The following is a 23,844-nucleotide window of genomic DNA, read 5'->3' on the forward strand; positions in this document are numbered from 1 at the left end:
AACAGTGTATCCAATGTTTTTCTTCGTATGCCGGTTATAAATCAAGCGCAGGAAGGCAAAAGTATAGATGTAGCAGAAAAAGAAAGTGGTGTGGGATAGGAGCGAGGAGAGTGAAGGAATGAATGCACGATAACATGAGGAAAGCAATAGGTGTAATTCTCCTTGTTTCTTTACTAAGTGTAGGCTTTTTTAAGCCATTTAAAGAATATTTACTGATACCATCAGAAATGAGCGTCTTTGAAAACCAGACACAGGCCGTTCCGGTCAATGCATCAATAAGCGCTGAAAAGGGCGAATTATCAGAAGCCTTTACGCTGAAAGAAGAGCACGGCCATGCAAACATAACAGGGCAAACACAAGGCCGGTCAGAAGTAGTATATGATCTTGCCGGATTTCCCATTAAAAAAACGAAAGTGCGTGTCCTTCCAGAATTGAAGGTCATTCCGGGCGGACAGTCCATCGGTGTAAAACTGCATTCAGTCGGTGTTTTGGTCGTCGGTTTTCACCAGGTGATGACAAAGGATGGAAAAAAGTCTCCGGGAGAACAAGCGGGAATTGAATCTGGCGACATCATTATTAAAATGAACGGACATAAAATTGAAAAAATGAGCGACATCGCCCCGTTTATTCAAAAAGCGGGCAAAACCGGTGAATCTTTGGATTTATTGGTGAAACGCGATAAGCAAAAAATCAAAACAAAGCTGATTCCGACAAAGGACGAAGCCGAGGGGAAATATCGAATCGGCCTTTATATCCGCGATTCGGCAGCCGGCATCGGCACCATGACATTTTTTGAACCGAAAACAAAAAAATACGGCGCATTGGGCCACGTCATCTCTGATATGGATACAAAAAAACCGATTGTTGTAGAAGACGGAGAAATCGTCCGTTCAACTGTAACATCGATTGAAAAAGGAAAAGGCGGCAATCCAGGCGAAAAACTGGCAAGGTTTTCGTCAGAACGGAAAACGATCGGCGATATTAACCGCAACAGCCCGTTCGGCATCTTCGGGACACTGCATCAGCCGATTAAAAACAACATTTCCGACAAAGCGCTTCCGATTGCTTTGTCAAATGAAGTAAAAAAAGGACCTGCGCAAATGCTGACGGTTATCGAAAACGATAAAGTAGAGAAATTTGATATTGAAATCGTCAGCACCACGCCGCAAAAATTCCCGGCGACAAAGGGAATGGTGTTGAAAGTGACAGATCCGAAACTGCTGAAAAGAACCGGCGGAATCGTTCAGGGGATGAGCGGAAGCCCGATCATCCAGAACGGAAAGGTCGTCGGAGCCGTAACCCACGTATTTGTCAATGATCCGACAAGCGGCTACGGCGTTCATATCGAATGGATGCTGTCTGAAGCGGGTGTTGATGTTTACGGGAAAGACAAAGCAAGCTGACTGCCGGATGATCCGGCAGTTTTTTTATGTGATGCGTTCTTCACTTCTTTCCTGGATTCATGTAAAATAAGACATGAAGATTTTTCGACAAATTCACGTTTCCTGATTTGTCAAACTTAATTTTTAGTCGAAAAACCTAGAAAATGCTAGAAAAACAAAGATATACCACTATTATTGGTAAATATGGATTTTTTAAAAGGGGAAGTAGTGGTTTTGTCGAATGTAACATGTAGCAGTCAAATGGGTTGCGTCCTGTTAATACATTGGGGGAGGAAGAAACGTGGAGAAAATTAAAGTTTGTGTTGCTGATGATAATCGAGAGCTTGTAAGCCTGTTGAGTGAATATATAGAGGGACAGGATGATATGGAAGTGATCGGCGTTGCTTATAACGGACAGGAATGTCTTTCTTTGTTTAAAGATAAGAATCCAGATGTGCTCGTTTTAGACATTATCATGCCGCATCTGGACGGACTTGCGGTTTTGGAGCGTCTGCGGGAATCAGAGCTCGAGAAGCAGCCGAACGTCATCATGCTGACGGCATTCGGTCAGGAAGACGTTACGAAAAAAGCCGTCGATTTAGGCGCGTCCTATTTCATCCTGAAGCCGTTTGATATGGAAAACCTTGTCGGCCATATCCGCCAGGTAAGCGGAAATGTCAGCAGTGTCACACACCGTGCGCCGTCTGCGCAAAGCAGCATTATCCGCAGCCAGCCTGAGCCGAAGCGGAAAAATCTCGATGCCAGCATTACAAGCATTATCCATGAGATCGGTGTGCCTGCCCATATCAAAGGCTATCTTTATTTGCGTGAAGCCATTTCCATGGTGTATAACGATATTGAACTCCTCGGCAGCATCACAAAAGTCCTTTATCCCGACATCGCCAAAAAATTCAACACGACTGCAAGCCGTGTAGAACGGGCCATCCGCCACGCCATTGAAGTCGCATGGAGCAGGGGAAATATTGATTCCATTTCTTCACTGTTCGGATATACGGTAAGCATGACAAAAGCAAAGCCAACCAACTCGGAATTCATCGCGATGGTTGCTGACAAGCTGAGATTAGAGCATAAAGCTTCGTAACGCAAGCTTTTGGCTAGATGTCTTTTTCGCGCCTTCTATTCCGTGCATGAACGCGGAAGAGAAGGCGTTTTGAAATTTTGCTGGCGAAAACAATGGAAATCACCCACGCCGGTACTTGTTCTATACATAAATGCGGGATCTATGCCGTCTACACGTATAATACCGGAGCTGATATTTTAATGATTTTGCCGTCTCTGAAATAAAAGCGGGGGACGCGGCGGCTTAACACAGCTAAGACTTCGTAGCTGATCGTACCGAGCATTTCGGCAATTTCATCAACGGAAATCTCGGCTCCTTTTTGTGTGCCGTAGATGACGACTTCTTCTCCTTGTTTGCCCTCATTCTCACCTAAACTGACCATGATCATATCCATTGTCACTCTCCCCGTCACCGGCACCCGTCTGCCGCGGTGAAGAATAAACCCGCGGTTGGACAGGGCGCGGGAGTAACCGTCACCATAGCCGATTGGAATCGTCGCGATGATTTCACCAGGTTCGGCGATATATGTGGCGCCATAACTGACGGTCCGGGGATCTGTCACCATGGCTTTCACATAAGCGATACGCGCCTTTAAACTTAGTGCGGGTGTGAGATCCACGAGGTTCAGTTCCTTTATCGAGGCGGACGGATATAAACCATATAACCCAATGCCTAAACGGATCATGTCGGCGCTGAATTCCGGGAATGCGATAGCGGCGGCTGTATTGCACATATGCACGGTAGGCAGCGTAATGTCTTGATTTTTTAAAAAGCGGAGAAAGCTGATAAACTTTTCGTGCTGCAGCATCGTCAGCTCAGTGTCCGGTTCATCCGCTGTTGAAAAATGTGTAAAGATGCCATCCCATGACAGATATGTACTCGACTTGAGCGCTTTCACCACTGCTAAAAGATCTTCTTCCGTACGCACACCCAGCCGGCCCATTCCCGTATCCACATTGATATGAATGGACAGCCGTTTCGAATCTGCTTCTTTTTCCAATATCCGATTCGCTTTTTTGATCCAGCTGACTTGAAACGCTGATAATGTTATGTTCCAAACGGCAGATTTTTTCACACAGCTGAGAGCTGTGAAGCCGAGCACAAGAATAGGTGCCGTAATTCCCGCTCTCCGTAACACAATTCCCTCTTCGACACTTGCGACAGCGAGCTCGCTCGCCCCGCTTTCCAGTGCCTGCCGCGCTACTTCCACAGACCCGTGGCCATAAGCGTTCGCTTTTACGACGGCCATAATTTTAGACGTATTCGGAATATGGCGGCGGATCGCCCGTACATTCTTTTTTATCGCATCAAGGTCAACTTCAATCCAAACTTCCCGGCAAAGTTTTTTCATCACGATTCCTTCTTTCCTTAATGAGATTCAGTACTCATGCTTTCAATCTGCATTCTATTCATCTTTAACTGAAATCATTCAAAACATGGAAAGGTGATCGCTGATGTTTAAAATCAAGTTTTCGGGAAATCAGTGTGCCTGCTTTATTTATGCAGTTAGGGCTGCTTGGCAGCCCTTAAATTGACTTTACAATATTCTGATCTGAAAATTGATGTTCAAACATTTTGGACTGGCTTACAGCATTGTTTTGAATGACAATGCCGATATTTCCCCCTCCGGCACCGAAAACGGTTTTTGATGCAGTCAGCGGACTGATGGATATGGCGCCGCCAACATTGACAACTCCGTTTCCTGATACGTTGTTTATCGTAATCGGGCAACCGCTCATTCTATTTTTTCTCCTTTCTCTCACAGTCTACTAACTATATGTACGCTGTGATATGGAATAAGATTAAACAAAACGGCAAAAAGAATCCGGCTGCTGCCAGCCGGAAAGGGAGGGAAATACGGATGTCATAGTGTTTTCGTTACATTTTGATCAGAGTATTGAGAGCTTGAAGATTGAGATGTGCTGGATTGATTCATTTGCAGGACCATCCCTGTATTTCCCCCACCTGAGCCGTAGACGGTTTTTGATACGGTTAAAGGACTTATCGAAAACGCACCGCCGACATTGACAACCCCGTTTCCGGAAAGACTGTTAATCGTAATAGGAAAACCAGCCATCATATACGGTCTCCTTTCTATTAATCTATTTACTATATGTACGCTGTGTGTTAGAAATAGGAGTAAACAAAGCGGTAAAAACTTGTAAATCAAAAAAAACTGCCGGACATCCGGCAGTTTTTTTAGTCTACTTTTCAAACGGCACCCAGCCGCCTGTATTCTGAATCATTTCCCATAACGGTTCAGGAAGTCGGTATTTCTCAATTTCAGATGCTTGAATGGCTTTTTCGATTTCCTGTTCGCGGCCTTCTTTGACCAGCACCGCCCATTCGGGGTTAATCAAAATGACACGTCCCAGAGCCACCAGCGGAATTCCGCTTTCTAATACAGCAAGCGCTTCGTCCGCGGTATAGATGGAACCGACGGCCATCAGCGGCACTTTATGGCCGACGCGTTCGTTTAATAAATCCATCCGCGTCCGTGAAGTATCCGCTCCGCGGCGGGCTTTGGAATTGACATCCATCAGTGAAATATGCAGATAATCCAAGTTCTCTTCCGCAAGCGCGTCAGCGAGCATGAATGTTTCTTTCATTGTAAGCCCCGGTGTTTCCGGCTCTTCCGGTGACAGGCGGTAGCCGAGAACGAATGGATTTTCAGCGTGTGTATCAATTGCCTGTTTGACAGCGTCAACGACTGCAAGCGGGAACGCAAGGCGCTTTTCATCGCTTCCGCCCCAGCGGTCTGTGCGCCGGTTTGTTTTCGGTGAATAAAATTGGTGAATCAGGTACCCGTTTGCCCCGTGAATTTCAACACCGTCAAAGCCGGCTTCAATCGCTCTGCGTGTCGCTTCGCCGAATGCTTTCACGATGTGCTCAATTTCTTGTTCGGTGAGAGCCCGGGACGTTTGTCTCCCGTCTTCTTCTGAGCCGCTCGGACTGACGACGTCGTTGTTTGGCACGAGTTCAGGAGGGCATTCCAATCCTCCGTGGTGAATCTGCACAACGGCTTTCGCTCCTTGAGACTGGATCGCCTGAGCGAGTTTTTTCAAGCCGGGAATGTGAGAATCATCATAGATGCCGGGCTGGCCTGGAAACGCTTTGCCGTCTGGCGTTACGTTTGCACATGCCGTAATGACCATGCCCATTTCTTTTGAACGGGGAGTAATGTAGCTTAATTCACGATCGGAAATCGTTCCGTCATCATTTGATGAATAGTGTGTCATCGGTGCGACTGAAATACGGTTTGGTATGGTGACGCCGCTTTCGAACGTAAAAGGTTCAAACAGCGGTTTATAAGTTTGCTTCATCATTTCGCCTTCTTCCTTAGGAGTTTAACTCGTCCGTATTCTAGCTTATGTTTTAATTGTGTGCAATTATTTTGCTTGTTCTTCTTCCTGAGGTTATGACCGGCTGAACCATCTAAACGAATGAAACGGTTTTCTCCGTTCCTTTTCAGGATCTTTATATCCTCCTGAAATTTGATGGCCGATCGAGCTGAATATGACAGCGGCGGCGAAGAGGAGAATGATTTTTTTCATATGCATATCTTCTTTCTTATCTTTTACAAGGTTATTTATAAGCATACGCTTGTGCGAAAAAACCGTCAATTTGTTTTTATTTATTCTTTTTTCCACTTTCCTGCGGCGAATATCGTTCCGATCTGAATCACAACACTTAACAGAGCGCACACTGCCACAACTGTGTTGCTGTCCATAGAAGACACCCTCCTTTTTGTTAGGTTGATGTATCATATGACAGCTGTCTCTGTTTTGACAAAACCGTAATGCGGTGTTTCATATTTTTCAACACAAAAAGGGCGCTTTTTTAAGCGCCTTTACTTTTTTTTCAGCCGGTTCAAAGCGATTTGAACGGCGATGGCGTCATCCAGGTAGCCGATCGGAAACATGTAATCCGGAATGACGTCGGTCGCTAAAATATAATACAGCAGCGCGCTCCCGAGAATCGCGCGGTCTTCAGCCGGTGTTGATTCATCCATATACTGATGATGCATGTTTTTCAAATGATCAATAAAAGGGCCGACGCTTTCTTCATTGTCCATTTTCTTTTGAAACTCATCGCAAATCAGGCGATGGCCCTGCTGGGTTTTGGCATATTGTTCATATCTGGTCAGTTCGCGCTCAATTTGCTCCCGGGAAAAAGGCTGATCAAACATCTCGGCCATATTCAGCATATCCTGAATCGCGTGCATCGGGTCTTGCGGCGCAGCTTCTTTTTCATGGCCGATGTCTATGCCTGACGCCTCAAGCAATTCCTCCAGCGGGGTGCGGAGATGTTTTGAAAATTCCTGAAGATGCTTTAAATTGGCCTTCTGCTTGCCGTTTATAATCCGGGAGATGGTGGCCGTATCAATGTTTGTTAAGGCGCCGAGTTTTCTCATGGAGAGCGAGTGCTTATCAAGCAGTGATTTTAAAAGGGGCCCCAGTGTCGTATTTTTATTTTCTGTCAAGGGTGTCACCTCGTTTCCGCCGGAATGATGATCATTAATCAATAATTTTTGCAGAAAAGGTACCTTTTCTGTGCTGCTGAATAGGATAGTGTAGATTCAACGGCACAACATGTTGAAAAGACATCAAAGAATGGAGAGAAACGAACATGGCTTGGTTATTGATTTTAGGTTTGGCAGTGTCCTCGAGCATTGATAATTTAGGAGTGGGGATGTCATACGGCATCAGAAAAATCAAAATATCGCATGCGTCAAATATGATGATCGCTTTTATCTGTTTTGTATTCAGTTATATCGGAATTTATTTCGGCAAATGGATTTCAGCCGTTTTACCGGGCTTTCTTCCTGTATTGCTGGCGGCGTTTATTTTATCTGTCATCGGTATCCGCATCATTCTGCTGGCTGTGCCGAGAAAAACAGCGCGTGTTGGCGCGTCAGGAAAAAAAGGCCGTTTTGCCGGTCTGCTGCAAAATCCGGAGGCAGCGGATGCCGACGGTTCGGGAGAAATCGGTATATTGGAATCCATGGTTCTCGGGGTGGCCGTATCCGCAAATGCGCTGACCAACGGATTAAGCGCGGGGTTGATCGGGCTTTCTCCCGCTGCCATTTCCATCACTGCGGCGGTCGGAAGCTTTTTGACCATATGGATCGGCTGCTCGCTTGGAAAAAAAGCCGCGTCATTGCGCATCGGTTCTTTTCACGTCGGACAGTTCAGCACGGTGCTGAGCGGAGTGATTATTCTCATCATTGCCGCCAATACGCTGCTCTTTTAAGTTGTCCCGTTCATTTTATGAAAAGCTCAAAATAAATATGAATGTTTCTATTCGGGAGAGCGCATGACGCGGCTCTCTTTTTTTGCCGATCTGATATTTTTTCAAAATGAACAGAAAGTCGTCCGTTTCCGTTAAATTCTGCATATTCGGCCTTCAGACAGAACTTTTTTCATAGACTGATCAGCTTGTTTTCTTTCTAAGTTCAGGTAAACAGCAGGTCAGATAGCCTTCATTCCAAATATGGAAAAGCGCTGGAGGAATGGAGGCTCCCTTTACAAATCGGTCATTCTGTTCAAAGATAAAGCCGAATGAGAAAACGTGAGGTGATCTGTGTGAAGTCTGTCATACTTCTGATCTTCACCGCATGGCTGTTATCAGGCTGCGAGTATACCGCGGAGGCTGATGCGGCGCCGTCATTTACACAGGAAGGAACATTTATAAAATCGGCCGGAAACGATACGATCGCGGTCGAAATTGACGGAGAAAGGCAAGAGGTGAAGGTGCCTTTCGCTAAGCGGTTTGAATGTCAGTCTCTGCCTGAACATACGGCGGTGCAAATCACCTATAAAAAAGAGAGCAACGGACAATTACGGCTTGAGGAACTGAAAAAAGAAACAGATATGTGAAAACGGGGAGGAAAAAACGTGGGTTTACTGACAAAAAGCGCTGCTGCCTTCGGTGCCGCTCTTCTTCTGCTTGCGCCGTCTGCTTATGCAGCTGAACCTTTGCAAGGGAAAACCATTTATATCGATGCCGGACATGGCGGAGAAGACAGCGGGGCCGGCGGAAATGGACTGCTTGAGAAAAACATCAATTTAGCGGTGTCAAACAAGGTGATCGCCAAATTGGAGACAGAAGGCGCAAAACCTGTTGCTTCAAGGATTGACGATACTTTTTTACGTTTGGACGAGCGGGTGGCGAAAGCAAGCGCCAGCCAATCCGATTTATTCGTCAGCCTCCATACGAATTCAGCCGTCTCAACGGCATCGGGCACGGAAACGTATTTTAATTCGACATATGAAGGAGCAGACAGCGAAAGGCTTGCTTCCGACATCCAGCAGCAGCTTGTCACGTCTTTAGGGATGAAGGACAGAGGCGTAAAAGAAGCTCCTTTTTATGTCATTACATATTCAAAGATGCCGAGTGTGCTGGCTGAATTAGGTTTTATCACAAATCCTCAAGATGCGGACAAGCTGAAAAGCGATAACGGACAAGAGCACGCCGCGGACGCCGTTGTAAACGGAATCGAAACCTATTACAGCGGACGGTAATTATAAAATATGTGTAAATAGCGCCCTCCTTATGTGCATAACGATTATAATAGAGAAAACCGATGACAAACACCTGAGGTGACACATATGACGAATATTTTTGCCCACCGGGGGGCGTCGGGCGACTGCCCTGAAAATACGATGCCCGCGTTCAAAAAAGCGATTAAGGACGGGGCTGACGGAATCGAACTTGATGTACAGATGACAAAAGACGGCCGGATCGTGGTCATTCACGATGAAACCCTCGACCGCACGACGTCTTTGAAAGGATTTGTGAAAGATACGGCGTATGACAAAATCAGAACCGCCGATGCCGCCGGAAAATGGAAAGATGCTTTTAAAGGTGTCAGAATTCCGCTTTTGTCAGATGTGCTGCGTTTTGCGGAACGTGCTGATTTTCTGATAAACATTGAGCTGAAAAACAGTGTGTTCCGTTACGAAGGAATGGAAGAAGAAGTGATTAAAAAAGTCAGATATTACGGACTGGAAAAGCGCGTTATTTTTTCTTCATTTAATCATGAGAGTCTTGCGGTTTGCCACGCCTTGGCGCCTGAAATTGAACGGGCGGTGCTGACAATGGATGTGCTGTACCGGCCTGAACGGTATCTTGCCGCCATTCCCGCTTCGGGTTATCATCCGAAGCTCGGTACGCCGGCGGTGAGCGCTGAAGTGATCAAACATCTTGCAAAACACCAAGCGGCGCTCCGTCCGTTCACCGTCAATCGTCCTGAGGATATGAAGCAGCTGATGAAAGCGGGAGCAGACGCAATTTTCACCGATTATCCAAAGCTGGCTGTTTCTATAAAAGAAGAATGCCGCAACTGAGAAGACTGTTCAGACAGTCTTCTTTTTTTATGGGCGGGAAAAAGACGGTGCACTCATAACTCGGTCAGCCGGTTCATATATTGTAACAGGGCGTTTTGTGTAAGCGTTATCTTTTATCTTATTGAAAGTGAGGCAAAATTGTGGGAAAAACGGTTATCGTCAGTGCGGCAAGAACGCCGTTCGGAAAATTTGGCGGCGCATTAAAAGAGGTAAAGGCAGCCGAGCTTGGCGGCATTGCCATAAAAGAAGCAATCAAGCGCGCCGCTATCAGTGAAAGCGAAGCGGAAGGAGCGGTGATGGGAATGGTCGTCCAGGCGGGTGCCGGGCAGATTCCGGCACGGCAGGCTGCAAGATATGCCGGGCTTCCGTGGTCCGTTCCGGCTGAAACCATTAATAAGGTCTGTGCATCAGGGCTCAGGGCCGTTACCATCTGTGATCAAATGATCCGGGCGAAAGATGCGGACGTGCTGATTGCAGGCGGAATGGAAAGCATGAGCAACATTCCGTACGCCATTCCGGCCGGCCGCTGGGGTGTGAGGATGGGGGACGGGGTGTTTCAGGATTTAATGGTTCATGACGGGCTGACCTGTGCGTTCGACCAGGTGCATATGGCTGTCCACGGAAGCACTGCGGCCAAAAAGTACGGCATTTCCCGGGATGAACAGGATCATTACGCTCTTTTGAGCCAGAAACGCGCGGCTGAGGCGGCCGAGGCGGGCAAATTGCGTGAAGAAATTGTCCCCGTCACCTGGACCGGCAAAAAGGGCAAACAGCATACCGTTGAAGCGGATGAGGGGCTGCGCCCTGATACGAGCCTTGAGCAGCTTGCAGCGCTCAAGCCAATTTTTACAGCCGACGGAACGGTTACAGCCGGAAACGCTCCCGGTGTAAATGACGGGGCCGGAGCATTTGTGCTGATGTCAGAGGAAAAAGCCGCGAAGCAGCATGTCAGGCCGCTCGCAGCGATACTTGGCTTTGCGTCAGTCGGACTGGAAGCGTGCGAGCTGGCAAGCGCGCCGGGAGAGGCCATCAGCCGGCTCTTGACAAAAACCGGACTGTCCGTTGACGATATTGATTTGTTTGAAGTAAATGAAGCATTTGCGTCCGTCGTGCTCGTGAGTGAAAAAATAGCCGGGTTCAGCCGGGAAAAAGTGAATGTAAACGGAGGGGCGATTGCGTTCGGCCACCCGATCGGCGCAAGCGGAGCGAGAATCATCATGAGTTTAATATACGAATTAAAGCGTCGCGGAGGAGGTTTAGGCATAGCGGCTATATGCAGCGGAGCGGCTCAAGGAGATGCCGTCCTGCTTGAGGTGTACTGATCAAAGGAGGGAGCGCCGGATGAAAATGAAAACAATCATGGTCGCAGGTGCCGGTCAGATGGGAGCAGGCATCGCGCAGACGGCTGCAGAAGCCGGGTTTGCCGTCATGTTATACGATTGGGAGCCGGAAACGGTAACAAAAGGTCTTCACCGCATAAAGACAAACCTGGAGAAAGAGCAGGCAAAAGGACGGAAGTCACGGCAGGAGACAGATGCCGTTTTCAGCCGTATTTCCCCGGCAGAACTCACAGAAGCGGGAGATGCTGATTTTGTAATTGAAGCCATTGCAGAAAACAAAAAAGCAAAAGCGGAATTGTTTGACACACTAGATAAAATCTGTCCCCCTCATGCCGTATTGGCAAGCAATACGTCTTCTCTTCCCATTACGGAGCTTGCCGCGGCCACAAAAAGGCCTGAAAAAGTAATCGGCATGCATTTTATGAATCCGGTTCCTGTCATGGAGCTTGTCGAAGTCATCAGAGGACTCGCCACATCGGAAGAAACGGCGGAAACAGTAAAGAAGCTTGCCGTCCGGATGAATAAAACCCCTGTCGAAGTCAATGACTTCCCGGGCTTTATATCTAATCGCATATTAATGCCGATGATTAACGAAGCCGTTTATTGCCTTTACGAAGGAGCAGCTTCAAAGGAAGCGATTGATGAGGTGATGAAGCTCGGCATGCGGCATCCGATGGGTCCTTTAACATTAGCTGACTTCATCGGGCTGGATACGTGCCTTTCCATTATGGAGGTTCTCTATGCGGGACTCGGAGATTCGAAATACCGCCCATGCCCTCTGCTCAGAAAATATGTCAGCGCCGGCTGGCTCGGCAAAAAAAGCGGGCGCGGTTTTTATGAGTACGGCAGATGACGTAAAGATCATGAGGGGAGACGGCAGCCATGCATTTTACAGAAGAGCACATCATGATGAGAAAAATGGTGCGTGATTTTGCCCGCAAGGAAATCGCGCCGATGGTTGAGCTCATGGAATCAACAGATGAATTTCCGGAGCGGCTGATTAAAAAAATGGGCGAAGCGGGATTGATGGGCATTCCCGTCCCGGAAGCTTACGGCGGGGCGGGTGCTGATACAACATCTTACATTTTAGCGATTCATGAAATATCAAAAGTCAGCGCGGCCGTCGGCGTCATTTTATCCGTCCACACATCGGTAGGGACAATCCCGATTTTGCATTTCGGGACAGAAGCCCAAAAACAAACGTATATTCCGAAGCTGGCAGCGGGCGAATATATTGGGGCTTTTGCGCTTACTGAGCCTCAATCCGGATCTGATGCGGGCAGCCTGAAAACAACGGCCGTGCGAAAAGGCGGTTCATATATTCTGAACGGTTCAAAAATCTTTATTACAAACGGCGGAGCGGCAGATCTGTATCTGACATTCGCCATAACCGATCCGGGTAAAGGGAGAAAGGGAATTTCAGCGTTTATCGTTGAAAAAAACACACCCGGTTTTTCTGTCGGAAAAAAAGAAAAAAAGCTCGGACTGTTAGGTTCCAATACTGTCGAATTGCAGTTTGACCAAGCGGAAATTCCGGTTGAAAACCGGCTCGGCGAAGAGGGTGAAGGCTTTTCAATCGCCATGAAAAACCTTGACGTCGGACGGATCGGCATAGCGGCCCAGGCGCTCGGGATTATCGAAGCGGCGCTCGGCTGCTCGGTGGAGTACGCCAAAACCCGCAGCCAGTTCGGCAGACCCATTGCTTCGAATCAGGCCGTTTCATTTAAATTATCTGACATGGCGACGAATGCGGAAGCTGCCAAATTATTGGTCTATCATGCTGCTGATCTGTATCAGCGAGGGCTTCCGTGCGGAAAAGAAGCATCTATGGCGAAGCAATTCGCGTCCGATGCGGCGATGAAAGCGGCGGTGGAGGCTGTGCAGATTCACGGCGGCTACGGCTATATGAAAGAGTATCCCGCGGAGCGTTTATTTCGGGATGCGAAAGTCACGCAAATCTATGAAGGAACCAATGAGATTCAAAGGCTGATTATTTCTAAGTATCTTCTTCAATAAAAAGTGCGCAAAGGAGCGAAACCATGGAATCTTATTCTCCCGGTTTAGATGGCGTCATAGCGGTGGAAACGGGGATTTCTTTCCTGGATACACAGCAGGGCAGTATTTTAATCAAAGGCCACGATCTGATTGAGCTTTCTAAAACGGCCGGCTATATGGACATTGTTCATCTCTTATTGGAAGACAGACTTCCTGATGCGAAAGAGAAGGCGGCGCTTGAAGAAGACGTTCGGCGCGGCGGGCACCTTCCCGAGGAAATCTTGCACATATGCCGTCTGCTGCCCGAACATACTCACCCGATGGACGGACTGAGGACGGGTTTGTCCGCGCTTGGAGGCTTTGACAAGGACATCGATGACCGCTCATCTTCCGTAAATCAGCACCGCGTACGCGGACTGATAGGCAAAATGCCGAATCTGACGGTCAACAGCTATCGAGTCATCAACGGGCTGGAGCCTTTGGCGCCGGTCGGAACCTTATCATACAGCGCAAACTTTTTATATATGATTACCGGAAAAACACCGTCATCTTTGGAAGAAGAAATCTTCGACAGGTCGCTTCTTTTATACAGTGAGCATGAATTGCCGAACTCAACGTTTACGGCCCGTGTCATCGCTTCGACGCAATCGGATATTTACGGCGCGCTGACCGGAGCCGTCGCCTCGCTTAAGGGAAATCTTCACGGCGGAGCGAACGAAGCGGTTATGTACATGCTTGAGGAAGCGAAGGATACAGACGGGTTTACACAATTATTAACTCAAAAACTCGCAAACAAAGAAAAAATTATGGGCTTCGGCCACCGTGTCTACATGAAAAAAATGGACCCGAGGGCGCTCATGATGAAAGAAGCGTTAAAAAAGCTGTCTGATCTTTCAGGTGATTTCCGTCTTTATCATATGTGTGAAGCCGGCGAAACCGTCATGCGGGAGAAAAAAGGCCTTTATCCGAATTTAGATTACTACGCAGCGCCGGTCTATTACATGCTCGGCATCCCGATACCGCTGTATACGCCTATATTCTTCAGCGCACGGACGGTCGGATTGTGCGCCCACGTCATTGAACAGCACAGCCGAAACCGGCTTTTCCGCCCGCGTGTCCGTTATACCGGAGCGCGCCTGTAAACAGATGAGAAAGGAAGATGAAAACATGACAGAACCCCGCCGAATGGACGCTGTAATCGAAGAGATTTCTGATTACGTGCTCCATCAGGAGATTGACAGTTCAGAAGCTTTCGCTACGGCAGGACATGTGCTTCTTGATACGATAGGCTGCGGAATTTTGGCGCTCAGCTATCCCGAATGTACAAAGCTGCTCGGCCCGATTGTCCCGGGAACCTCCGTGCCCAACGGCAGCAGAGTCCCGGGCACGCCTTTTGTTTTAGACCCGGTCACGGCTGCTTTTAATATCGGCTGTATCAACAGGTGGCTCGATTATAATGATACGTGGCTTGCGGCGGAATGGGGTCATCCGTCTGACAATCTCGGAGGCATATTGGCTTGTGCGGATTATATATCCAGAGTGCGGATTTCAGAAGGGAAAGAACCGCTTATCGTGCGCGATGTGCTTTGCGCAATGATCAAAGCGCACGAAATTCAAGGAATTCTCGCTTTGGAAAACAGCTTAAACAGAGTGGGGCTTGATCATGTGCTGTTTGTGAAAGTGGCGACTGCGGCTGTTTGCGCACAAATGCTGGGCGGCTCAAGAGAGGAAATCAATAACGCCGTATCTCACGCTTGGATTGATAATTCAAGCCTCAGAACGTATCGTCATGCGCCGAACACCGGATCACGCAAATCATGGGCGGCCGGCGACGCGACGAGCAGAGGCGTATATTTGGCCCTTATGGCGCAAAAAGGTGAAATGGGGTACCCGACGGCTCTGACCGCATCTGGGTGGGGATTTCAAGACGTATTGTTTAACCGGCAGGAAATGAAGCTTGCCCGCCCGCTTGGGTCCTATGTGATGGAGAATGTTTTGTTTAAAGTATCCTACCCGGCTGAATTCCACGCCCAGACAGCGGCGGAATGCGCGGTCCGGCTTCATCCGGAGGTGAAAGACCGCATCGAAGACATTGATAGGATCACGATTATGACCCATGAGTCGGCAATCCGGATTATCGATAAAAAAGGGCCGCTTCACAATCCGGCTGACCGGGATCACTGCCTCCAGTATATTACGGCAATCGGGCTGCTTTTCGGAGATATCACGGCGGATCATTATGAAGAGGAAACGGCGTCTGACCCGCGAATTGATACATTGCGGAGCAAAATGGAGGTGACGGAACACAAAGCGTACTCAAAAGATTACTTAGACCCGAATAAGCGATCCATATCAAATGCCGTACAGGTGCATTTTACAGACGGCACGGCTACGGGACGGATTGAATGTGAATACCCGCTCGGGCACCGGTTCCGCAGAAAAGAAGCCGTTCCGAAGATTCTTGCCAAGTTTTCAGCAAACATCAGCACTCATTTTTCATTGAAGCAGCAGCGTAAAATCGAAGAGGCCTGCGAACACTGCGGCCGAATGCAGAAGCTCAGCGTCAGTGAATTTATGGACTTATTTCTCGTATAAAATAGGAGGGTGACAAACATGACGTGGATCGTCAGCAAGCAGTCGTCTCAAGAGGAGCTTGCAGAGCGGTTCCGTACGCTGATGGCAGCGCCGGATCTATTGCAGATCCCCGGCGCTCACGATGCGATGGCCGCTCTTATCGCCAAGAAAACGGGGTTTTCGGCTCTTTATTTATCAGGCGCGGCTTACACGGCGAGCAGAGGGCTTCCCGATTTAGGGATCATCACGTCGGCGGAAATGGCTGAACGGGTTAAAGATCTGGTCCGCTCGTCTGATCTGCCCGTCCTTGTCGATATTGACACGGGTTTCGGAGGAGTGCTGAATGCCGCCCGGACGGCGAAAGAAATGTATGAAGCGCGCGCGGCCGCCGTCCAGATGGAGGATCAGCGCCTGCCGAAAAAATGCGGACATCTGAATGGGAAGCAGCTCGTGCCGATTGAAGAAATGGCGCAAAAAATCCAAGCGGTCAAGCGGGCCGCGCCGACTCTTCTTGTTGTTGCGAGAACAGACGCCAGACAGCAGGAAGGATTGGAGGGGGCATTAAAAAGGGCGTCCGCTTATATAAAAGCGGGTGCTGACGCTGTTTTTCCGGAAGCGCTCCAATCCGAAAGTGAATTCAGAGCGTTTTCCAAACAAATCAGTGTGCCGATTCTCGCAAACATGACTGAATTCGGAAAAACGCCGTATTACAGTGCTGATGAATTTTCCGATATGGGCTGTCAGATGGTCATTTACCCGGTCACGTCACTCAGAACGGCGGCCAAGGCTTTTGAGCGTATTTTCCGCCTTCTGAAAGAAGAAGGCTCGCAAAAAGAGGGGCTTTCGGATATGCAGACGAGAAAAGAACTATATGAAACGATCGCTTACGATGACTATGAAGAACTGGATCAATCCATTGCCAAAACAATACTGCCGGACGACTGAAAAAGCCCTTTTTTTGCAAGGGCTTTTTTTACAGCTTTTTTTTCCTGAACCGCGGGCTGACTTGATTGCGTTTCCGATCTCTGTACAGAATAAACCCGGCCAGAACATAAAGGCCGAACAAAAAAAACGCCAATCCGGCCGCCCCCTGAAGAAAAAGGGACGGAAACGGGGAAAACGCATGCCCGAATAATGCATCTCTCATCAGCTTAATGCCGAGCGCCGCGACAGCGCCGGGGAGGACCAGAATTAAAAGCGCAACAAGCCGGCTCATATTCAGAAAACCCCTTTACGATATGTTTTCCTTTATTGTCCAATCGAAAAAATATTTTGTCAAGAGATCAAAACGTGGTAACATAGGGGTTGTGCAAATTATTGCAACGGGAAATACAGGTGTGCAAATTTTTTCATATAAAGGGGTATCGGGATGCAGAAGGTGCTGATTATAGGTGCTGGTAAAGGAGGCACGGCGCTCCTACAGATTTTGATGAAAACAAAGCTGATCCGGATTATTGCGGTGGTTGATCAAGATCCGGAGGCGCAAGGGCTGCAAGAAGCCCGGAAATATGGAATTGCAACCTCATCAGATTGGAAACCCTACATAACTGAAGATATAGATATTATCATCCATACAACAGGCGATAAAGCGGTCATGGATGAGCTGCTCCATGAGAAAAAAGAACAAACCATCGTCATGCCGGGAAAATTGGCGTACATGGTGTTTCAGCTGATGGAGGAAAAACAGCAGCTTATCCAAATGCTGAAGTCGCAGACGTATAAGCATGACCGGATTTTTAATTCAACGCACGACGGCATGATTTTTATAGACGTCAACGAAACGATCATTTTATTTAATCAGATGGCAGAAAAAATGGTCGGCCAAAAACGGGAGGATGTCATCGGCCGCCAAATTAAAGATGTAGTGCCGAACACAAAGCTGCCGCGGATTCTGGAAACGAGAGAGCCGGAATATAACCAGAAGCAGCTTCTCGGAAAGCACCTGCAGATTGTCACGACAAGACTGCCGATCATTGATGAAGGCGGAAAACTTCTCGGCGCGTTATGCGTGTTTAAAGATATCACCGACGCAGTTGAACTGGCGGAAGAGGTCACGAACTTAAAACAAATCCGCACCATGCTTGAAGCGATTATACAATCATCAGACGAGGCCATTTCTGTCGTTGATGAAAACGGCATCGGAATGTTAATCAACAAAGCGTATACAAAAATGACCGGGCTGTCAGAAAGCGAAGTCATCGGAAAACCCGCTTCCACCGATATCTCAGAAGGGGAGAGCATGCACCTGAAAGTATTGGGGACAAGGCGGCCCGTGCGGGGTGTGAGAATGAAGGTCGGCCCCAATAAAAAGGATGTTATCGTAAATGTTGCCCCCGTTATTGTGGACGGTATTTTAAAAGGCAGCGTCGGCGTCATCCACGACGTGTCAGAAATTAAAACGCTGACTGCTGAGCTGAATCGGGCGCGCCAGATCATCCGCACGCTTGAAGCGAAATACACGTTTGACGACATTATCGGCACGAGTGAACAAATGCTGGTCGCCCTTGAACAGGCGAAGCTCGGGGCGAAAACGCCGGCGACGATTCTGCTGCGGGGAGAATCCGGCACAGGAAAAGAACTTTTCGCCCACGCCATCCATAATGAAAGCGACCGAAAATACAATAAGTTCATTCGGGTCAATTGTGCGGCCCTGTCTGAATCACTGCTAGAATCCGAGCTTTTCGGCTATGAGGAAGGCGCGTTTACGGGCGCGAGGCGCGGGGGCAAAAAAGGACTTTTTGAGGAAGCGAATAACGGCAGCATTTTCTTAGATGAAATCGGAGAGCTGACCCAAAGCACCCAGGCAAAGCTGCTCAGAGTTCTGCAGGAAAAAGAAATTATCAGAGTCGGCGGCGCTAAAGCGATTTCTGTCAATGTCAGAATTATCGCAGCGACAAACGTCAACATCGAAAAGGCCATGGCGGAAGGCGCGTTCCGTGAAGACCTGTATTACCGGATTAACCGCTATCCGATCTCAATCCCGCCGCTTCGGCAGCGCAAAGAAGATATTGAAGCGCTGAGCATTCGGCTCATTGAAAAAATCAATCAGGATTACGGCCGCAATGTAAAGGGGCTCACGCCGAACGCGCTGCGAGCTTTATCAGCCTACAGCTGGCCGGGAAACGTCCGGGAGCTTGAAAATGTTCTCGGACGGGCAATGATATTTTTAGAGCCGCACATGGAACGGATCGAACAGCAGCATCTGCCTGTTTTTGAATCAGAGCTGAATGAAAAAAACGGCACCCAAAGTGATTTTCCGGATGTGGAAGGGGAAAAGCTGTCTCAGGCTGTTGAAAAATTTGAAGCGCACGTCATTCAAAAAACGCTTGAAAAGCATAAATTCAACCGAACCAAAACGGCAAAAGCGCTTGGTGTCAGCATTCGGAATCTGTACTACAAAATGGATAAGTACGGCCTTGCAAATGACGGCATGCAATAAATTGCAGAGAAAGCGCAAACAGCTGCATGTTTTCTTGAAGAAAGCCGGAATAAACCCTCCCGCATATTTGGCACGGAACTTGCATTGTTAAAAGCGGATTCGCACAAGGAAGGTGGTACAAAATGAAGCTGAGAGACCTAGTTGAAAAAGCCGCGGCAAAAAACGCAAAAACCATTGCAGTGGCCCACGCAGCAGATAAAGAAGTGATCCAGGCCGTCAAAATGGCGGCAGAACACTTGTCGGCACGATTTTTACTGACGGGTGACAGCGGAAAGCTGAAAGAGCTTCTCGCAAATGAGCCGAAGTTCAATGCTGAAATCATCCACGCCGATTCACCCGAAGAATCTGCGGCAAAAGCAGTGCGCGCAGTGCGTGAACAAGAGGCGGACGTTTTAATGAAAGGGAATCTCCCGAGCTCAACTCTTCTGAAATCGGTTTTAAACCGCCATGAAGGGCTTCGTTCAAAAAGGGTGTTATCACATGTAGCTGTTTTTGAGGTGCCGGACTATGACCGGCTGATGTATGTGACTGATTCAGCGCTGAACATTGCCCCGTCTCTTGAAGAGCTCGGGCATATTCTGCAAAATGCTGTTCATGTCGCACATTCAGTAGGGAATCCTATGCCGAAAGCCGCAGTCCTTGCCGCTATTGAAACGGTTAATCCGAAAATGGAGGTGACGCTGAACGCGGCTGCGATCGTCCAGATGTGCAATAGAGGACAGATTACCGGCTGCATTGCGGACGGACCGCTTGCTTTGGATAATGCCGTATCCAAAGCGGCTGCGCTGCAAAAAGGGATTTCCGGAAGCGTAGCGGGCCAGGCGGATATTCTCTTGGTTCCTTCAATCGAGGCCGGAAATATGCTTTATAAGTCAATGATTTATTTTGCGAAAGCAAGTGTTGCTGCCGTCATCGCCGGTGCAAAAGCGCCGATCGCATTAACGAGCAGAGCGGATACCGCAGAAAATAAACTGTATTCAATTGCGCTTGCGATTTGCGCATCACAAGAACAGTAGGAGGAACGAACCTATGGAAATTTTTAAATATATGGAGACTTATGATTACGAACAATTGGTATTCTGCCAAGATGAACAATCCGGATTAAAAGCGATCATCGCGATTCATGATACGACGCTCGGCCCCGCACTCGGCGGAACAAGAATGTGGACATATGACAGTGAAGAAGCGGCGATTGAAGATGCACTAAGACTTGCAAAAGGCATGACTTATAAAAATGCGGCTGCCGGTTTAAACTTAGGCGGCGGGAAAACCGTTATTATCGGAGACCCGCGCAAAGATAAAAATGAAGAAATGTTCCGCGCGTTCGGGCGCTACATCCAAGGCTTAAACGGAAGGTATATTACGGCGGAAGACGTCGGCACCACCGTTGAAGATATGGACATCATTCATGATGAAACAGACTATGTAACCGGAATTTCTCCGGCATTCGGTTCATCAGGAAATCCGTCCCCGGTTACGGCGTACGGCGTCTACAAAGGGATGAAAGCCGCAGCGAAAGCGGCGTTTGGCACTGATTCACTGGAAGGTAAAACAATTGCCGTGCAAGGCGTGGGAAATGTGGCTTACAATCTATGCCGCCACCTTCACGAAGAAGGCGCTTCTTTAATCGTAACGGATATCAATAAAGAATCTGTTAAACGTGCCGTTGAGGACTTCGGCGCCCGCGCAGTTGATCCCGGCGACATTTACTCACAGGCGTGCGATATTTATGCCCCATGTGCTCTCGGCGCCGTCATTAACGATGACACGATTAAACAGCTGAAGGCGAAAGTCATTGCGGGAGCGGCCAATAACCAGCTGAAAGAAACACGTCACGGCGATACCATTCATGAAATGGGAATCGTGTACGCTCCGGATTATGTCATCAATGCAGGCGGCGTCATCAATGTGGCCGATGAGCTTTACGGCTACAATGCTGAGCGGGCTTTGAAAAAGGTTGAAGGCATCTATGCAAACATTGAGCGGGTGCTCGATATTTCCGCGCGTGACGGCATTCCGACATACTTAGCGGCCGACCGTCTGGCTGAGGAACGAATTGAGCGCATGCGCCGTTCAAGAAGCCAGTTTCTGCAAAACGGCCAAAGTATATTAAGCAGACGATAGGAATTTGATCTGGAGGTATGAAAATGTTCGAAAAGGAAAAACGCATTCTCATTCTGAATCCAGGCTCAACATCAACGAAAATCGGTGTCTTTCACAATGAACGCTGTATCTTTGAAAAGACGCTGCGGCATCCCGAAGAAGAGCTGAAAACATTTAACAGCATTATCGACCAATACGAATTTCGAAAAATAAGCATTCTTGAGTCTTTGCACGAACAGGGCATCAACATTTCAAAGTTCGATGCCGTTTGTGCCAGGGGCGGCCTGCTCAGACCGATTGAGGGCGGCACATATGAAGTGAATGACGCCATGATCACTGATTTGAAAAACGGCTACAACGGCCAGCATGCTTCTAATCTGGGCGGAATTATTGCCAGGGAAATAGCTGACGGATTAAATATCCCCGCGTATATCGTCGATCCGGTCGTGGTGGATGAGATGACTCCGCTCGCTAAAGTATCAGGAATGCCTGAGATCAAGCGGAAAAGCATTTTCCATGCTTTGAACCAAAAAGCTGTTGCCCGTCAGGCGGCGGCGTCCCTCGGCAAACGGTATGAACAGATGAAGATGATCGTCACTCATATGGGCGGCGGTACCACAGTCGGTGTCCATGATTGCGGACGGGTGACGGATGTCAACAACGGGCTTCACGGAGAAGGACCCTTCAGCCCGGAGCGCGCGGGAACTGTTCCGGCGGGTGATTTGGTAGAAATGTGTTTTTCCGGCAAGTATTCAAAAGCCGATATGATGAAAAAACTTGTCGGCACGGGCGGACTCTCCGGCTACCTGGGGACAACGGACGCGGTGAAGGTGGAAAAACGCATTCAGGCCGGAGATGAGCATGCGCGTCTCATTTATGACGCCATGGCTTATCAAGTAGCAAAAGAAATCGGGGCGGCAAGCGCCGTTTTAAAAGGAAAAGTAGACATTATCGTCCTGACGGGCGGATTGGCGTACGGGAAAAGTTTCGTATCCGCCATCAGATCGTACATAGATTGGATTTCGGATGTACTGGTGTACCCGGGAGAAAATGAACTGCAATCTCTCGCGCAAGGCGCGCTTCGGGTTTTAGCCGGTGAGGAGCAGTCAAAGCAATATCAGATCGGCGAAGGAGTGAAAACAAATGGCGACTGAGTATGATGTGGTCATTCTGGGCGGCGGCACGGGCGGTTATGTAGCCGCCATCAGAGCGGCCCAGCTCGGCTTAAAAACGGCCGTTGTAGAAAAAGAAAAGCTCGGCGGAACATGCCTGCATAAAGGATGTATCCCGAGTAAAGCGCTGTTAAGAAGCGCGGAAGTGTACCGAACCGCAAAGGAAGCGGGAGCATTCGGCATTGAAACGGAAGGTGTCTCCCTCAGCTTTGACAGCGTGCAAAAACGAAAGCAGGGAATCGTTGACCGGCTGGCCGGCGGTGTCGCCCACTTGATGAAAAAGGGGAAGATTGATGTATTCAACGGGTACGGACGTATGCTCGGCCCTTCCATCTTCTCACCTCTTCCCGGTACGGTTTCCGTCGAATACGCAAATGGTGAAGAAAACGACATGCTGATACCGAAACAATTGATTATCGCAACCGGTTCAAGGCCGAAAATGCTGCCGGGTTTAGAAGCAGACGGTACATATATTCTGACATCAGATGAAGCGTTAGAGCTTGAACGTCTGCCCCAATCCATGATGATCGTCGGCGGCGGTGTCATCGGAATTGAATGGGCCTCCATGCTGAACGATTTCGGCGTCAATATCACTGTGATTGAATATGCGGACCGCATTTTGCCGACGGAAGACCGTGATATTTCAAGCGAGATGGAAAAACTGTTAACGAAAAAAGGAATTAAGATCGTGACGGGTGCGAAAGTGCTTCCGGATACATTGGAAAAAGCGGACGGCGTTTCAATTGCCGCTGAAAAGAATGGAAAAAAAGAAACGTATCACGCGGAACAAATGCTTGTTTCCATCGGCCGCCAGCCGAACATTGAAGGGATCGGGCTTGAAAACACGGATATTGAAGCGGAAAACGGTTCTATCATCGTGAACGAAGCCGGGCAGACGAAGGAATCGCACATTTATGCGATCGGTGATGTTGTCGGCGGGCTGCAGCTTGCGCATGTGGCCTCCCGTGAGGGCATCATTGCCGTTGAGCATATGGCGGGTCTTAATCCGGCTCCGCTTGATGCCGCTCTTGTGCCGAAATGTATTTATTCAAATCCGGAAGCGGCGAGCGTCGGTCTGACAGAAGAGGAAGCTCTTCGAAAAGGGCATGAACTGAAGATCGGGAAGTTTCCGTTCATGGCGATCGGAAAGGCTCTTGTATACGGAGAAAGCGACGGCTTTGTCAAAATCGTCGCCGATCGGAATACAGATGATATTCTCGGTGTTCATATGATCGGCCCGCACGTCACCGATATGATCTCTGAAGCGGGGCTTGCCAAGGTGCTCGACGCGACGCCTTGGGAAATCGGCCAGTCCATACATCCGCATCCGTCGCTTTCAGAGGCGATTGGAGAAGCTGCGTTAGCCGCAGACGGAAACGCGATTCATTTTTAAAAGGAAAGAAGGAGGG

General features: G+C 48.6%; 24 protein-coding genes. 17 read left to right on the forward strand and 7 right to left on the reverse strand.

Annotation, left to right across the window (positions count from 1 at the left end; translation table 11 throughout):
* Nucleotides 1-122 precede the first annotated feature (122 nt).
* A complete protein-coding gene (gene spoIVB, locus BR62_RS0109405; protein WP_007408360.1) occupies nt 123-1,403 on the forward strand; it encodes a SpoIVB peptidase in 1,281 nt (426 codons plus the stop codon).
* Nucleotides 1,404-1,683: 280 nt separating this feature from the next.
* A complete protein-coding gene (spo0A, locus tag BR62_RS0109410) occupies nt 1,684-2,484 on the forward strand; it encodes a sporulation transcription factor Spo0A (RefSeq protein WP_003153177.1) in 801 nt (266 codons plus the stop codon).
* A gap of 148 nt (nt 2,485-2,632) precedes the next feature.
* Here the strand turns inward: spo0A and alr are convergent, their stop codons facing one another.
* The 6 genes from alr to BR62_RS0109440 form a co-directional block, all read right to left on the reverse strand.
* The gene (alr, locus tag BR62_RS0109415; RefSeq protein ID WP_032870619.1) at nt 2,633-3,814 is read right to left on the reverse strand and encodes an alanine racemase; all 1,182 of its coding nucleotides are present in this window, start codon (nt 3,812-3,814) and stop codon (nt 2,633-2,635) included.
* Nucleotides 3,815-3,989: 175 nt separating this feature from the next.
* Entirely contained in the window at nt 3,990-4,202 is a 213-nt protein-coding gene (locus tag BR62_RS0109420) for a spore germination protein (protein WP_003153181.1), read from the reverse strand.
* Nucleotides 4,203-4,327: 125 nt separating this feature from the next.
* Nucleotides 4,328-4,540 (reverse strand): spore germination protein, encoded by a 213-nt coding sequence (locus BR62_RS0109425; protein ID WP_007408362.1) that lies wholly within the window; start codon nt 4,538-4,540, stop codon nt 4,328-4,330.
* 127 nt (nt 4,541-4,667) lie between these two features.
* Nucleotides 4,668-5,786 carry an NADH-dependent flavin oxidoreductase gene (locus tag BR62_RS0109430; RefSeq protein WP_032863662.1) on the reverse strand — a complete coding sequence of 373 codons (1,119 nt, stop codon included), beginning with the start codon at nt 5,784-5,786 and terminating at the stop codon, nt 4,668-4,670.
* Nucleotides 5,787-5,879: 93 nt separating this feature from the next.
* Nucleotides 5,880-6,017: a hypothetical protein gene (locus BR62_RS19710; RefSeq protein WP_162839613.1), complete on the reverse strand. Its 138-nt coding sequence runs from the start codon at nt 6,015-6,017 to the stop codon at nt 5,880-5,882.
* 296 nt (nt 6,018-6,313) lie between these two features.
* Complete coding sequence (locus BR62_RS0109440) at nt 6,314-6,946, reverse strand: helix-turn-helix domain-containing protein (RefSeq protein ID WP_007408365.1); 633 nt, start codon at nt 6,944-6,946, stop codon at nt 6,314-6,316.
* A gap of 146 nt (nt 6,947-7,092) precedes the next feature.
* Between BR62_RS0109440 and ytaF the strand changes: the two genes are divergently transcribed.
* The 10 genes from ytaF to prpB all read left to right on the forward strand — a co-directional run bounded on the left by ytaF (nt 7,093) and on the right by prpB (nt 16,666).
* Nucleotides 7,093-7,716 carry a sporulation membrane protein YtaF gene (gene ytaF / locus BR62_RS0109445; RefSeq protein WP_007408366.1) on the forward strand — a complete coding sequence of 208 codons (624 nt, stop codon included), beginning with the start codon at nt 7,093-7,095 and terminating at the stop codon, nt 7,714-7,716.
* 308 nt (nt 7,717-8,024) lie between these two features.
* Nucleotides 8,025-8,342, forward strand: coding sequence for a hypothetical protein (locus BR62_RS0109450; protein ID WP_032870622.1), 318 nt, complete (start codon nt 8,025-8,027; stop codon nt 8,340-8,342).
* A gap of 18 nt (nt 8,343-8,360) precedes the next feature.
* On the forward strand, nt 8,361-8,987 hold the full coding sequence (locus BR62_RS0109455) for an N-acetylmuramoyl-L-alanine amidase family protein (protein WP_032870625.1): 627 nt from the start codon (nt 8,361-8,363) through the stop codon (nt 8,985-8,987).
* An 87-nt stretch (nt 8,988-9,074) separates the two neighbouring features.
* Nucleotides 9,075-9,812 (forward strand): glycerophosphodiester phosphodiesterase, encoded by a 738-nt coding sequence (locus tag BR62_RS0109460; RefSeq protein WP_032870627.1) that lies wholly within the window; start codon nt 9,075-9,077, stop codon nt 9,810-9,812.
* 140 nt (nt 9,813-9,952) lie between these two features.
* On the forward strand, nt 9,953-11,134 hold the full coding sequence (locus tag BR62_RS0109465; RefSeq protein ID WP_032866408.1) for an acetyl-CoA C-acetyltransferase: 1,182 nt from the start codon (nt 9,953-9,955) through the stop codon (nt 11,132-11,134).
* Nucleotides 11,135-11,153: 19 nt separating this feature from the next.
* Nucleotides 11,154-12,005 (forward strand): 3-hydroxybutyryl-CoA dehydrogenase, encoded by an 852-nt coding sequence (locus BR62_RS0109470; RefSeq protein ID WP_032870629.1) that lies wholly within the window; start codon nt 11,154-11,156, stop codon nt 12,003-12,005.
* A gap of 29 nt (nt 12,006-12,034) precedes the next feature.
* Nucleotides 12,035-13,168 (forward strand): acyl-CoA dehydrogenase, encoded by a 1,134-nt coding sequence (locus BR62_RS0109475; protein ID WP_032870631.1) that lies wholly within the window; start codon nt 12,035-12,037, stop codon nt 13,166-13,168.
* Between the two features lie 23 nt (nt 13,169-13,191).
* Nucleotides 13,192-14,289: a citrate synthase gene (gene mmgD / locus BR62_RS0109480; protein ID WP_007408375.1), complete on the forward strand. Its 1,098-nt coding sequence runs from the start codon at nt 13,192-13,194 to the stop codon at nt 14,287-14,289.
* Nucleotides 14,290-14,314: 25 nt separating this feature from the next.
* On the forward strand, nt 14,315-15,742 hold the full coding sequence (locus BR62_RS0109485) for a bifunctional 2-methylcitrate dehydratase/aconitate hydratase (protein WP_020956067.1): 1,428 nt from the start codon (nt 14,315-14,317) through the stop codon (nt 15,740-15,742).
* Between the two features lie 18 nt (nt 15,743-15,760).
* Nucleotides 15,761-16,666 (forward strand): methylisocitrate lyase, encoded by a 906-nt coding sequence (prpB, locus tag BR62_RS0109490; protein ID WP_015417790.1) that lies wholly within the window; start codon nt 15,761-15,763, stop codon nt 16,664-16,666.
* A gap of 28 nt (nt 16,667-16,694) precedes the next feature.
* Here the strand turns inward: prpB and BR62_RS0109495 are convergent, their stop codons facing one another.
* Entirely contained in the window at nt 16,695-16,937 is a 243-nt protein-coding gene (locus BR62_RS0109495) for a DUF2627 domain-containing protein (RefSeq protein ID WP_007408378.1), read from the reverse strand.
* Between the two features lie 153 nt (nt 16,938-17,090).
* Between BR62_RS0109495 and BR62_RS0109500 the strand changes: the two genes are divergently transcribed.
* The 5 genes from BR62_RS0109500 (at nt 17,091) to lpdA (ending at nt 23,828) form a co-directional block, all read left to right on the forward strand.
* Nucleotides 17,091-19,160, forward strand: coding sequence for a sigma-54 interaction domain-containing protein (locus BR62_RS0109500; protein ID WP_015240180.1), 2,070 nt, complete (start codon nt 17,091-17,093; stop codon nt 19,158-19,160).
* A gap of 122 nt (nt 19,161-19,282) precedes the next feature.
* Entirely contained in the window at nt 19,283-20,176 is an 894-nt protein-coding gene (gene yqiS, locus BR62_RS0109505; RefSeq protein ID WP_032866400.1) for a phosphate butyryltransferase, read from the forward strand.
* 13 nt (nt 20,177-20,189) lie between these two features.
* The gene (bcd, locus tag BR62_RS0109510; RefSeq protein ID WP_003153209.1) at nt 20,190-21,284 is read left to right on the forward strand and encodes a branched-chain amino acid dehydrogenase; all 1,095 of its coding nucleotides are present in this window, start codon (nt 20,190-20,192) and stop codon (nt 21,282-21,284) included.
* 17 nt (nt 21,285-21,301) lie between these two features.
* Nucleotides 21,302-22,417, forward strand: a complete 1,116-nt coding sequence (buk, locus tag BR62_RS0109515) for a butyrate kinase (RefSeq protein ID WP_094032254.1) — start codon at nt 21,302-21,304, stop codon at nt 22,415-22,417.
* Nucleotides 22,407-23,828, forward strand: a complete 1,422-nt coding sequence (gene lpdA, locus BR62_RS0109520; protein ID WP_032870632.1) for a dihydrolipoyl dehydrogenase — start codon at nt 22,407-22,409, stop codon at nt 23,826-23,828. Before buk ends, lpdA begins: the two co-directional genes overlap by 11 nt.
* Nucleotides 23,829-23,844 lie beyond the last annotated feature (16 nt).

Origin of the sequence: Bacillus sp. UNC69MF, from assembly GCF_000746035.1 — a bacterium.
GTDB classification, from domain to species: Bacteria; Bacillota; Bacilli; order Bacillales; family Bacillaceae; genus Bacillus; species Bacillus velezensis.